Below are 12486 nucleotides of genomic sequence, written 5' to 3'. Positions count from 1 at the left end.
CGTCACCCCTCGTTCCCGGTCATCCGGAGGAAGACCTCCTCAAGCGAGTCCACGGCGGTCGACACCCCGGTGATCGCGATCGCGTGGTCCTGGCAGTATCGGGACAGTTCCGGCAGCACGTCGCGCGCGTTCGCGTCGTCGATGCGCACCTCGTCGTCCTCGGCCTTGGCCCGCAACCCGGCGGACTCCGCCCACGCGGCCACGAGGATCCCCGAGGCGGGATCCTCGACGGTCACCAGCAGGTGCGTGGTGCCGAACTCCTCCACGAGCTCGCGCGGCTTGGCGAAGCGCAGCACCTTCCCGCGGTCGACGACCAGGACGCGCTGGCTGTTGCGCTCCAGCTCGTCGATGTGGTGGCTGGTCCACAGCACGGTCACGCCGTGCTCCTCGCGCAGCCAGGTCACGAAGCGCTCGACCTGCCGCCGCCCCGCGACGTCCAGGCCGGCGGAAGGCTCGTCGAGGATGAGCAGCTGCGGAATGGTGAGCAGCGCACGCACCAGCTGCAGCCGCTGCCGCTGACCGCCCGACATCTGGAAGACCAGGCGCTGCATCGCACCGGCGAGGCCGAGGAAGTCCGACACCTCCAACGCCCACGGCCGCACGTCGCGCCACCGCAGCCCGCGGAACCGGGCGGCGATCCGCAGGTTGTCGAGCGCCGGCAGCATCATGTCGAAAGGACCGGTCTGGTGCATCGCCCCGATGCCGCTCTTCGCGAGGACGGGCTGGCGCACCGGATCGGCGTCGAAGACCCGGATCTCACCGGAGGTCGGGGTGGTGACCCCGCAGATCATCTTGATCAGTGTCGTCTTGCCGGCGCCGTTGGGGCCCAGGAGTCCGACGGTCTCCCCCTCGGCGATCCCGAAGGAGACGTCGTCCACGGCCGGTCTCTCGCTGCCCCGATAGCGTTTGGTGACCCCCACGGCCGTCACGACATCTCTCAACTCAGCCTGCCCTTCACTTCGCCCTCCCGCTGTCGGAGTGCTCCTGAGCGATGTGAGCGGCTCTCCGCTCGTCCCCGGCCTGACCGGAACGCGTCGCAGGTCGAGTATGAGCCGGGGACGAGCAGGTAACACAACCCCACAAACGTGGGCTACCGGCGCGGCCGGAAGGGCCATAACCGCGGCCATGGTCGGGCCATACCGATCGTTAAGCGCCCCTTTCTAGGGTCGCCGCAAAGGGAGCCCCACCAGGCTTCCCAGTCGAACGGCGATCCGACCCGGGACTGCACATGGACCTTGCTTCCGACGGCCTGATTAATGATCGCGACAGGTGGCTGATCGTCATGCTGGCGAGGGGCTACACGACGACGAGGATCGCCCGCGAGATGCACCTCAGCCGCTACACGGTGGCGGAGCGCATCAGCAAGCTGCTCGTCCAGTTCGCCTGCAGCAACCGCAGTCAGCTCGTGGCCTACTTCTACGCGCACCGGCTCCTGAACGTCGGCATCTGGCCGCCCAGCGTCTCCGGCGTCGTCGGGTAGGCCGCGCCGCCCATCCGCGTACGGACAGGAGAGGCCGGGCGCGTGCATCCCTGCCGCGCCGCCCGTCCGCGTACGGACAGGAGGAGCCGGGCACGCGCATCCGGGCCCGGCCCCGGCGACTCCCTGCCGGGCCGCCCGGTCACCGTGCCGGGCCGGGCCCTCCGGGCCGCGTCATGAGCCGGACGCCGTCGCCTTGGGTGAGGCGCCGGCGGACGGCGACACGGCCGCCGGCGGCGTGGCCGATTTCGCCTCCGGCCCCGTGGCCGCTTCGGTGGCCGACCCCTTGGCCGATCCCGTGGCTGTTCCCGCCGCTGTTTCCGGGGCAGAGGATGTCGGATGCGGCGAGGCGTTCGCGACAGGCGTCGCCGTGTCCGGCGCTCCGGCGGAGATGAAGACCAGCACTCCCGTCGCGACCGCCACCACCGCCACGACCGCGGCGGCGGCAAACGTGATCCTGCGCTTCAGCCGCCTGCGCTCCTCGCGCCGCCGGGCCTCCTCGCGCCGCATGGCGGCGCGCACGCGCTTCACCTTTCGCTGTGACATGGGCACTCCCGAGACCGCTCCCCGAGACGTCGTCGGGCGTCACCATAGCCGCGAGCGCGTAATGGGGATCTAAAACCCGCTCGCGCCGCTCGGCCGTTTCGCGGCACCCGCCGTCCGGCGGGTAGTCTCCGCCGCGTGGCGCTGGATCGTCGCCGCCGTGTTTCCAACGATGGTGAGCACGGACCAGTTGGTCGCAGGCAACCTCCTACGATACGGGAGCCTCCATTGAGCAACACCCTCCCCTCGGCCGCCACCCCACCGCCCTTCGACCCGGAGCTGGCCGCGGCCCTCGCCGTGCTGGGCGAGACCCTGCCGTCGTCGCTGACCCCGGACATGATCCCGCTCCTGCGGGCGGGAATGGCGAACGGCCCCAGCCTGCCCGACGAGGCGCTCAGCCGTGGCGGCGCCTTCGAGGTGGAGGAGCGGGCGGTGCCCGGCCCGGCCGGCGCGCCCGACGTCTCGCTGCTCATCTGCCGTCCGGCCGCCGCCACCGCCCCGCTCGCCGCCGTCTACCACACGCACGGCGGCGGGATGATCATCGGCGACAACCGCGTGGGCGTCGACGTCGTGCTCGACTGGGCTCAGGAGCTCCAGTTCGTCGTCGTGTCGGTGGAGTACCGGCTGGCGCCGGAGCACCCCCACCCGGCGCCGGTCGAGGACTGCTACGCGGGTCTGGTGTGGACTGCCGCCCACGCCGGTGAGCTGGGCATCGACCCAGAGCGGATCATCATCGCCGGAGCGAGCGCCGGAGGCGGGCTGGCCGCGGCGCTGGCGCTCATGGCCCGCGACCGCGGCGGCCCCGCGCTGGCGGGCCAGATGCTCATGTGCCCCATGCTCGACGACCGCAACGACACCCCGTCGTCCCACCAGATGGCCGGGCTCGGCGTCTGGGACCGCACCGCGAACGAGACGGGCTGGACCGCTCTGCTCGGCGCCGCCCGCGGCGGCCCCGGCGTCTCCCCCTACGCGGCCCCGGCCCGCGCCACCGACCTGTCCGGGCTGCCGCCCGCCTTCATCGACGTCGGCTCGGCCGAGACCTTCCGCGACGAGGACGTCGCGTACGCCGGCGCCATCTGGCGGGCGGGGGGCAGCGCCGAACTGCACGTGTGGCCGGGCGGGTTCCACGGCTTCGACCTCATGGCCCCGCAGGCGGCCGTCTCGCAGGACGCCCGAGCCGCCCGCCTGCGCTGGCTGCGCCGCGTTCTCGGCAGCTGACCCGGCCGGGAGCACGGGATGCGCGACCTCGTCGGACGGCTGTCGGCGCTCGACCCGGACGCCGGCGCGGCGGTGCAGGTCATCGCCTACTTCGACCGCCTGGTGGAGACACGGGCGGGACTGGAGGCGATCGTCCGCGGCGCCGCCGTCCTGGCGGGCTGCCCGGCCTGCCTGACCGACTCCGAGCGCGGCGTCCACGTGCGCGTCCTCCCCGACGGCGGCCGTACGGACGCCGGTCCGCCGCCGGATCCGGTCTGGCCCCGCATCACCGTGCCCGGCGGGGCGGCCACCCTCTGGCTGGAGCGCCCATCGCCGCCGGGGCCGGTCGGGGCGATGGTGCTGGAGCGGGCCGCGGCGGCGGCTCGGGGTGTGCTGGACCGGACCCGGGGCCGCGCCCCGGCCCGCCGCGACGGGGACGACCCCGCCCTTGTCGAGGTGCTGCTGGACGCCGCCGCTCCCTCGGCCGTGCGATCGCTCGCCGCTCGCGCGCTGGGCCTGCCCGGTGACATCCCCGTACGGGCCCTCGCCCTGGAGGGCGGCGTGCCCCGCGTCGGGCCCGCCCATCACCCACCTCCCGAAGGGGTCCGGGCCGGCATCGGCCCGGCGGTGACCGTGCCCGACCTGCCGCGCTCGTGGGCGCTCGCCCGCACGGCGCTGCGGCTGGCCGCCGAGGGGACCCCGCAGGATCCGGGGCCGCGGGTGGTGCACTCCGACGAACTGGGCGGGCTGGCGGTTCTCGCGGCGGCCGTCCCGCCCGGCACCGCGCCCCACCCCGACGTCCGCGCGCTCGAACGCGCCGGGTCCGAGGCGCCCTGGATGCTCGCGACCCTGTACGCGGCCGCCTACGCACCGAGCCTGCGCGCCGCCGCGGCACAGCTGACCGTGCATCACTCGACGCTGCAGGACCGGCTCGCGCACGCCGAGCCGCTCCTCGGATGGACGGTGCGCGACCCCCGGGGACGGCTGCGCCTTCAGCTCGCCTTCGCGCTACGCCGCCTCCACCGCGACGCCGGCTCCCCATGAGAGAGCCGATCTTCCGGGCATCGGTCTCCCGCTGACACCTGGTGCCCTCCGTCGCCTTTGGGCACCTGCACGACGACGGGCGGTTGCGCGACGACCGGGACGCGTGGCCGTCGTCAGCCGCCGAGGGCGGCGGACTCCTCTTCCTCGATGCTGCGGTTCCACTCCGGCTTGGAGGACCGCCAGCCGTCCTCGTCACGGCCCCGCCGCCAGTAGCCGGAGATCGACAACCACTCCAGCGGCAGCCCGCGCTCCACCCGCAGATATCGGCGCAGTTCCTTGACGAAGTTCGCCTCGCCGTGGACGAAGGCGTGCACGACGCCCTCGGGGAACTCCAGCTCCCGCACCGCCCGCACCAGCGCCTCGCCCACCTGCGCGCCGCGGCGGTGCAGCCACACAATCTCCGCGTCGCCCTCCGTCTGCAGCTTCTGCTCCTCCTCCGGGCCCTCCACCTCGACGAACACCCGGGCGGACGCCCCTGCGGGGAGCCGCTTCAGCGCGGCGCCGATCGCCGGGAGCGCGCTCTCGTCCCCGGCCAGCAGGTGCCAGTCCGCCTCCGCGCTCGGCGCGTACGCCCCGCCGGGGCCCAGGAAGTGGATCACGTCGCCCGGCCGTGCCCGCAGCGCCCAGGGTCCGGCCAGTCCCTCGTCCCCGTGGTAGACGAAGTCGACCGTCAGCTCCCGCGCCTCCGGGTCCCAGGCCCGGACCGTGTACGTCCGGGTCTTCGGCCACTGGTCGCGCGGCAGCTCGGCACGGATCACCGCCATGTCGAACGGCTCCGGATAGGCCACTCCCGGCAGCGGGAACAGCAGCTTCACGTAGTGGTCGGTGAACTCACCCGCCTCGAAACCGGCGAGCCCCTCACCGCCGAGCACCACCCGGATCATGTGCGGGGTCAGTCGCTCGGTGCGCTCCACCACGCCGGTGGTCGCGCGGGGTGCGCGCCGCGCCGGTTCGGTCGTCGCCATAGGTGGTTCCCTTCATCAGACTTCTTAGGTAACCCTAACCTCGTCCCGGGGACATCGTCACCGTGCCGGGCCCCGCTCAACGGCGGCAGCGGCCCGATCGCGGACCGGATCACGGCTCGCACCACGGCTCGGATCACGCTCGGGATCGCGGCTGCGGACCGGGACGGCGCCGGCGCCGATGCACACGAAGCCGGCCGCCGCCGCGGCCGTCCGCGGGTCGTCGCCCCGTACGGCCCGCTGGGCCTCGGCGAGGGCGGCGGCGGGCGGGCGCCCGGCGGCCAGCCTTTCGTGGAAGGCCACCATGACGGGGGTCGTCGCCGCGTCGGGGATCGGCAGCACCGAGGCGACGAGCTGGGACGTGCCGCGGGCGAGGAACGCCACGGCGAGGCCCATCAGCTCGTCACCGGTGCGCACCACGGAACGGCCGCTGTCGCAGGCCGCGAGCACCAGCGTGTGCGGCACCCGCGGCATCCGTTCCACGTCGTAGGCCATCAGCGGCCCGTCGGCGAGGGCGATGCCGGAGAACAACGGGTTCTCCGCCGACAGGTGGCCGTGTGCGGCGAGATGCGCGAGCCCGGCCTGCGACAGGGCGGCGGAGACCGCCTCCACCGACGCCGCGGCTCCGGCGAGCACGGCGCCGTCGTGGATCGCGCCGACCGCCGCCGCCTCGGGCCCCGCGGCCGGCAGCCGCGGGCCCGCCACCGCGACCACCCGTCCCCCGGCCGCGACACCATCGCGCCCCGGGACCGCGCCACCATCGCGCCCCGGGCCCGCGCCGCCACTGCGGTCACCGTCCGTTCCGTCCGCCGGCGCGGGGCGGGTCCGGGCGAGGTGCCACAGGGTCGCGGACGGCGCGACGGTCACGGGCCGTCCCGCGCAGGACGGCAGGAGGGACCACGGCATGCTGTGCAGCGGTCCGGTGGGCACCACGACGAGCGGCCGGTCGCCGATCTCCGCCAGCGGCCCGAGCAGCAGGGCGTCGAGCCGGGCGGCCGCGGCGTCCCGCAGCGCGGCGGACGCGGCCAGCGCTTCGGGCCGGGCGTCCGGGCGCGCGTCGCGCCGCACGGCGAACGTCAGCCGCTCGATCAGGTCGGCCGCCTCGGCCGTCGCCCCGAGACGCCGGACGGCCACGCGGCCGTCCACCACGGTGAGCGCGTGCAGGTCCGCGCCCCGGCGGACGTACTCGACCAGCGCCCACGGACCCAGCGAGGCGGCGAGGTCCCGGGGCGTGACCGGCGCGGCCGGCGCGTCGCCGGGAGTGCCGGCGAGCCGGCGGCTGTGGTCGCGGATGCGCCGTTCCAGGTCCGCCTGCCGGGCCAGCAGCGGGGCGGGCGCCGCCGCCTGACCGGCCAGGTCTCTCGTGACGGAGCGCAGCCGGGCCAGCAGCGCGGTCAGCACCGGGTCGTCGGGCGGACGGACCGGCGCGGCCAGCAGACGGCTGGCCCTGGCGCGCTCCGACCATTCGAGGAGGCCGTCGGGGCGGCCGGCCTCGAAGGCCACCTCCAGCCCCAGCGCCACCAGGTCGGCCCGGTGCGCCGCCGCGTGGACCCGCAGGTCGGTGGCCCCCATCGCAGAGGCGTGCTCGTCCAGGACCCGCAGGCCCGTCCGTACGGCGGCGAGCACGCCGCGCGCGTCCCCCTCGGCCCGCCGTTGCAGCGCCCGCGCGTACCAGCCGCGGGCCCGGACGAGCGCCGGTCCCCGGGACCGGGACGCCGTCGCGGCCCGGCTCAGGTAGGCGGCGGCCGCATCCGCCGTCCGGGAGCGCCGCCCGGCGGCCGGCTCCACTCCCGCCCGCGCGTCACCGGCGTCTCCGGAGGGGTCATGCTCTGCTTCATCCCGGCGGACGCGGCGCTCGGCGGTCACCTGAGCGGCCACGATCGCGGCGTCCAGCGCCGCCGCGGGCCATCCCGCCGCGTCCAGGGTCGCGACCATGACGTCGATGACCTCACCCGGGAGGCGCGGCCGGTGGCCGGCGGCGCGCTGGGCGGACAGGACGGACAGCCGGGCCAGTTCCGTCCATTCCCGCCGCCCCTGGGCGCGGAAGCGGCGCAGCGCCGCACGCGCGTGGCCCAGCGCGGCGACCGGATCGCCGGACAGGATTTCGGCCTGCGCGAGCAGCACCTGCACCTCGGGCACCTTGAGTGAGCGGCGTTCGCGGCGGTAGGCGTCCACCGCGCGGGCGGCGGCCGCCTTCGCCTCGGCCGTGAGCCCCACCGACAGCAGCAGCTCGGCCCGGTCCTGGTGGAGCGTGCCGAGCTGGGCGCCGTGCGCGCCGATGATGCGCTCGGCGCGGTCGAGGTGGCGCAGCGCGGCCGGTACGTCGCCCCGCAGCGTCTCCATGAGACCCAGGTTGTTGGCGATCAGGCCGATCGTCAGCGGGCGGCCGAGCTCGCGCGCCAGCGTCTCCGCCTCCAGCAGGTCGCGTTCGGCCGCGGCGAAGGCGTGCCGGTCGGAGTGGACGAGGGCCCGGTTGATCAGCATCCGCTGCACGCCGAGCAGGTCGGCGTGCCGGCGCAGCACCTGCAGCGCCACCTCGAACTCGGCGAGCGACTCGTCGAGACGGCCGATCACGTGCAGCACGATGGCCCGCTGCGCGCGGGCGCGGGCGGAGGCCATGCCGGTCAGATCCGGCAGGGCGGCGTCGATCTCGCGCAGCGCGGCCTGCGGCCTGCCCCGTTGCAGGATCGCGAAGGCGAGCTTGTATCGCGCCTCGGCGGCCAGGTCGGCGCGGCCGGCCCGCACACCCCAGGCGGCGGCGCGGCTGAGGTGCCTGACGGCGTTGTCGAGCTCGCCCACGTGCAGGAGCGCGTGCCCCCAGGCGCGTTCGGCCGTGGACGCCGCCACGGCGTGGCCCGCGCGGGCCGCGCGCCGGGCGGCCCTCTCGGCCGCCGGGAGGCCCGAGACGGGGTCGCGGTCGACCGCGGCCAGCGCCGCCTCGGCCTCGGCCAGCGGCGCATCCGCCGGCTCCGGCGACCCGTCCACGCGCGCGCCCGCCGTCCCTGCCGACGTCCGGGCCCCTGCCGACGTCTGGACCCCGGTCGGCGTCCCGGCCCTGACCACTGATCCGTCCGGCCGACCCTCGCCGTCGCCGTCGCCGTCGCCGGGAACGGCGGGGGCGCGACCTGGAGCGTTCCCACGAGCCCTTGCGCCCGGCGGCGTTTCCTGCGTTGGATGTATCACGGCCAGGCCCTCGTGGTTCCGTCTGAGGAAGTTCGCGTTCCGGAAAAGTCATGACCCCGGGAAGGACACTATCCAGATGCCAGTCGACGCGGGCACCACATCGCACCAACCGGACCAACTCATCGTCGACCTCCTGCATCTGGAGGTCGTCGAACGCATGCTGGACGACTTCGGCGTCGTGCACGCCGCCCTCACCCCCGACGACCGGGACGAGCTGCTCGGACTGGCCCGCCTGCGCGACCTCAAGGACGCCGACGACGATCCCGTCGAGGTCGGCGAGCTCCTCGCCCTGCTGCGGGAAAGAGCGGCCGCCGACCGCGGCGGCTGGATGCCGACGATCGGCAAGAACCGGGTCGTGGACGCGGTCATCGGGGACGGCCACAAACCCATGTCCCTGCCGGACGGCGCGGTCCTGGCGAGCGGCCACAAGCCCATGCACCTGGTGGGCGGCGGGTTCCCCGCCCTCGGGCACAAGCCCATGTCCGCGGGCGCGTTCGACGTGCTGGGGCACAAGCCGATGGACGGCGGGCAGCCGGAGCCCGCCGGCCCCGCCGACGTGCCGCCGTCGCTCGCCGGGCACGAGGACGCCGGACGCGGCGTTCGGGTCGGCGTCGTCGACACCCCGCTCGCGTCCACACGGCCGGGTACGGCCGAGCACCCGCTTCCCTACCGCTCGGGGCACTCCGCGTTCGTGCGCAGCCTCATCCAGCGGGAGGCGCCGGCCGCGGAGCTGTCCGTCGAGGGGGTCCTCGACCCCGGCACGGGACGGGCCGACTCCTGGGACACGGCCCGGGCCATGCTGCGGCTGGCGGCCGCCTTCCAGCCGGACATCCTCAACCTCTCCCTCGGCTGCTTCACGCTGTCCGGGGGGCCGCCGCTGGTCATCGCCCGCGCGATCGAGCGGCTCGCCCCGCGGATGCTGGTCGTGGCCGCCGCGGGCAACCACGGAGCGCTCCCCCACCTCAGCTCCGGACGCAGCCGGCGCTCGGCCTGCTGGCCCGCCGCCGTCCCGCCCGTCGTCGCGGTCGGCGCGTACGGCACGGTGGACGGCCGCCCGGTCATGTCCGGCTGGAGCCCTGGCCTCCCGTGGGTGGCCTGCCTGGCGCCCGGGGAGGGGGTCGTGGGCTCGTACCTGACGGGAGAGGTCGACATCGACGGCCGTCTCCAGACGTTCGAGGGCCATGCCCGGTGGAGCGGCACCTCCTTCTCCGCCGCGCTCGTCAGCGGCGCGGTCGCCGCCCGCACGGTCCCGGGCTCGGTGACGCCCCGGCAGGCGCTGGACAAGCTTCTCGCCGAGGCCGGCGAGGTCCGGCCGTACCCGCTTGAGGGCTGACGGGGCATGCGCGACGATCCGGTCGTCGTCGACCTCGTGCTCCGGGCGCGCGAGGGCGACGCCGCGGCGTGGAACGCAATCGTCGAGCGGTACGCGCCGCTGGTCTGGGGGGTGTGCGGCCGGTACGGCGTGTCCGGCAGCGACGCGGACGACGTCGCCGGCGGCGTCTGGCTGCGGCTGGTGGAGCGCCTCGGCACACTGCACGAGCCGGCCGCCCTTCCCGGCTGGCTCGTCCGCACCACCCAGCGCCAGTGCCTGCAGCTGCTGCGCGCCCGCAAACGGCAGGTTCCGGTGGACGCTCCCGAGCCTGGCCCACGCGGGGAGGAGCACGGGGTGGACGGCGAGATACTGGTGGCGGAGCGGCGGCACGCCCTGCGCACGGCCTTCGCCGAGCTGCCGGCCCGGTGCCGGGAGATGCTGAGCATGCTGTTCGCCGAGCCGCCGGCCTCCTACGCCGAGATCAGCGCCGCGCTCGGCGTCCCGGTGGGGGCGATCGGCCCCAACCGGGGGCGCTGCCTGGACAGGCTGCGCAGGAGCCGGGCGCTGGCCGCCCTCGAACTGGCCTAGGTGGTCGACGTGGACGGAGGCGACGGTGTGAGGGACGGACCGAGCTGGTGGGACGACGACGACCGGCTGCTCGACGAGCTGGGGCACGCGGTGCGTGAGGCCCGGGTGCCCGAGTCCTTCGTGCGTGCAGGGAAGGCGGCCTTCGCCTGGCGGACCGCCGACGCCGAGCTGGCCGAGCTGCGGCTCGACTCCCTGCTTCCGCCGCGGGAACCGGCGGGCCTGCGCGACGAGCCGCGGCCGGACGGCTCGGGGCCGCGCGTGCTGACCTTCGCCGCCGGTGAGCTGTCCATCGAGGCCGAGATCCATCCCGACGCGCTGCGCGGGCAGCTGGTTCCCCCGCAGCCAGGCGCGGTCCTCGTGCGGGACGACGACGGCCCCGTCAGGGAGGTCCCGGTCGACGAGGTCGGCTGGTTCGTGATCGAGCCGGTCCCGGCCCGGCGCTTCCGGCTGCACGTCCGCACGTCCGCCGGTGCGACCGTCATCACCGGATGGATCGACGCCCGGCCGTAGACGACCGCGCCTTCGGCCGGGCCGGGCCCGGCTCGTATGCCGATCGCGGCCCGCCGGAAATTCGTGGAGATTCGCTGTATCACCGGTCCCCCTGCGCCATCCGTCGTGCGACAGACCACCGCGTCAGCGGTGACGTACCGCATCGGAAGGACCAGGATCGTGAGCGATCCCGCACGCGCGATGAGCAAGGAAGACGCCTACGCCGAGCTGCTCGACCTGCAGTCGGGCGACGTGATCCGGCTGGAGGGACAGGGCGGCCCCGACGGGGTGAGCCTGGACGGCTGGGACGGCGAGCAGCCCCAGGACGGCAACGTCGCCGGAGTCGTCGTCCGCTACCTGGCGTCGGGCACGGTGACGTTCGGGCAGCCGAGCCACCCGGCGGCGCCCGACCGGCTTGACCCCCGCAACGCGCTCGCCCTGGTGCGGCTGTGCCAGTGGCTGAAGGACACCTACAACGTGGTCGAGCTCTACCACCTCGGCATCTCCGGCGGCGGCGTCGACAGCCAGGGCCGCCCGCGCACCGACTGCCACGGCCAGGGCCGCGCGGTCGACTTCGTCGGCGTCAAGGCGGTCGCCGAGGACGGCGAGGAGTGGACGCTCACCGTCAGCGACGACTGGGGGACCGTGTCGACCGCCGCGACCCCCGGCGGAAACTGGCCGCCCGGCACCGGGTCGGACACGTTCTACCGGCTCGACGACGAGGACGCCGACCCGTTCACGCGCGACTTCTGGCGCGCGGTGTACGAGTTCGCCGCCTCGGAGTGGCAGGACCGCACCGACGGCCCCGACGGGCTGGACACGCCCACGTCCATCGGCGAACGCAGCTTCGTCATGCACCCCGACCACCCGGCCACCGCCCCCGGGACGCCGCACGGCCGAGAGGCCCACAAGAACCACATCCACCTGCAGATCGGCGTCACCGGAACGGCGGCATGACCATGCGCAACCTCACCTTCTGCGACATCCGGCTGCACCCCTCGACGGTGGACTCCGCCTTCGAGGAGGCCATGACCGGCGACGTCATGCCGGGCGCGGACACCCCGCCGCACCCGCCCGGCACCCTGTTCGTCCGCAGCCTCTACCGAGAGGCCGGCTACGGGTTCCCGCCGGCGTACCGCTGCGTCGTGCACTCGGTCCTGGTCAGCGACACCCGGTTCTTCGGCATGCGCCCCCGGATCGCCCGGCTCGGCGCCGACACCAAGGAGCCGCGCTTCCGGCTCGTCGCGGGCGCGGCGCCGGACGACGAGACGGCGCTGGACGTGCTGCGGGCGCAGGACGGCCACTCCCTGGTGATGGCCACCGTCCACCTCCCCCTGCGGATGATCCAGGAGAGCTTCGAGAAGGAGCTCGCGGCCGCGATCGAGGAGGAGGTCGCCGAGCCGTCCCGGATCAGCGCGGTGTCCGGCGCGATCTGGACGCGCGACGACGAGGCCGTCCACGGCCGGATCGAATACCTCGTCGCCGCGACGGGCGACTTCGCCGAGCTGCGGCTGCGGTCCCGGACGGTCGAGCGGATCGAGGCGGCCGGCGGCACGCTGGTCGAGTCGCGCGGGTTCCACCACGTCGGCACGGTGTTCGCCGGCACGGGGTCCGTCGGCACGGGGTCCGTCGGCACGGCGTTCGGTGGCACGGTGCCGGGTGAGCCCGCGCCCGGGGCCGGGGGGTGACCG

12 protein-coding genes are annotated in these 12486 nt (G+C 75.1%); 8 read left to right on the top strand and 4 right to left on the bottom strand.

The features are described 5' to 3' along the window. Nucleotides 1-2 precede the first annotated feature (2 nt). Nucleotides 3-929 (bottom strand): ABC transporter ATP-binding protein, encoded by a 927-nt coding sequence (locus ACIBK1_RS30970; protein WP_396739223.1) that lies wholly within the window; start codon nt 927-929, stop codon nt 3-5. Nucleotides 930-1228: 299 nt separating this feature from the next. On the opposite strand from ACIBK1_RS30970, the gene ACIBK1_RS30965 reads away from it, so the two are divergent. Beyond that, the gene (locus tag ACIBK1_RS30965) at nt 1229-1480 is read left to right on the top strand and encodes a LuxR C-terminal-related transcriptional regulator (RefSeq protein WP_076435699.1); all 252 of its coding nucleotides are present in this window, start codon (nt 1229-1231) and stop codon (nt 1478-1480) included. Nucleotides 1481-1651: 171 nt separating this feature from the next. On the opposite strand, the gene ACIBK1_RS30960 is transcribed toward ACIBK1_RS30965, so the two are convergent. Then, complete coding sequence (locus ACIBK1_RS30960) at nt 1652-2023, bottom strand: hypothetical protein (RefSeq protein WP_396739221.1); 372 nt, start codon at nt 2021-2023, stop codon at nt 1652-1654. A gap of 225 nt (nt 2024-2248) precedes the next feature. Between ACIBK1_RS30960 and ACIBK1_RS30955 the strand changes: the two genes are divergently transcribed. Together ACIBK1_RS30955 and ACIBK1_RS30950 are read left to right on the top strand one after the other, a co-directional pair. After that, nucleotides 2249-3238 (top strand): alpha/beta hydrolase, encoded by a 990-nt coding sequence (locus ACIBK1_RS30955; protein WP_396739219.1) that lies wholly within the window; start codon nt 2249-2251, stop codon nt 3236-3238. A gap of 18 nt (nt 3239-3256) precedes the next feature. Then, nucleotides 3257-4261, top strand: a complete 1005-nt coding sequence (locus ACIBK1_RS30950) for a helix-turn-helix domain-containing protein (RefSeq protein ID WP_396739217.1) — start codon at nt 3257-3259, stop codon at nt 4259-4261. Between the two features lie 113 nt (nt 4262-4374). On the opposite strand, the gene ACIBK1_RS30945 is transcribed toward ACIBK1_RS30950, so the two are convergent. Together ACIBK1_RS30945 and ACIBK1_RS30940 are read right to left on the bottom strand one after the other, a co-directional pair. Continuing rightward, nucleotides 4375-5226: a siderophore-interacting protein gene (locus ACIBK1_RS30945; protein ID WP_030506658.1), complete on the bottom strand. Its 852-nt coding sequence runs from the start codon at nt 5224-5226 to the stop codon at nt 4375-4377. 57 nt (nt 5227-5283) lie between these two features. Continuing rightward, complete coding sequence (locus ACIBK1_RS30940; RefSeq protein WP_396739215.1) at nt 5284-8208, bottom strand: CHAT domain-containing protein; 2925 nt, start codon at nt 8206-8208, stop codon at nt 5284-5286. A gap of 274 nt (nt 8209-8482) precedes the next feature. Between ACIBK1_RS30940 and ACIBK1_RS30935 the strand changes: the two genes are divergently transcribed. From ACIBK1_RS30935 to ACIBK1_RS30915, 5 genes are all read left to right on the top strand, one after another. Then, nucleotides 8483-9739 carry a S8/S53 family peptidase gene (locus ACIBK1_RS30935; protein WP_396739213.1) on the top strand — a complete coding sequence of 419 codons (1257 nt, stop codon included), beginning with the start codon at nt 8483-8485 and terminating at the stop codon, nt 9737-9739. 6 nt (nt 9740-9745) lie between these two features. Continuing rightward, nucleotides 9746-10306: an RNA polymerase sigma factor gene (locus ACIBK1_RS30930; RefSeq protein ID WP_357326615.1), complete on the top strand. Its 561-nt coding sequence runs from the start codon at nt 9746-9748 to the stop codon at nt 10304-10306. 9 nt (nt 10307-10315) lie between these two features. Next, nucleotides 10316-10816 (top strand): hypothetical protein, encoded by a 501-nt coding sequence (locus ACIBK1_RS30925; protein WP_363537368.1) that lies wholly within the window; start codon nt 10316-10318, stop codon nt 10814-10816. Between the two features lie 159 nt (nt 10817-10975). Continuing rightward, nucleotides 10976-11752 carry a hypothetical protein gene (locus ACIBK1_RS30920; RefSeq protein ID WP_143734356.1) on the top strand — a complete coding sequence of 259 codons (777 nt, stop codon included), beginning with the start codon at nt 10976-10978 and terminating at the stop codon, nt 11750-11752. Next, the gene (locus ACIBK1_RS30915) at nt 11749-12483 is read left to right on the top strand and encodes a hypothetical protein (RefSeq protein WP_030506664.1); all 735 of its coding nucleotides are present in this window, start codon (nt 11749-11751) and stop codon (nt 12481-12483) included. Before ACIBK1_RS30920 ends, ACIBK1_RS30915 begins: the two co-directional genes overlap by 4 nt. Nucleotides 12484-12486: the final 3 nt, after the last annotated feature.

Source organism: Microbispora rosea, assembly GCF_044460045.1.
Classification (GTDB): domain Bacteria; phylum Actinomycetota; class Actinomycetes; order Streptosporangiales; family Streptosporangiaceae; genus Microbispora; species Microbispora rosea.
Note: the sequence above shows the minus strand (reverse complement) of the source record. Positions and strands in the feature narration are given on the sequence as shown.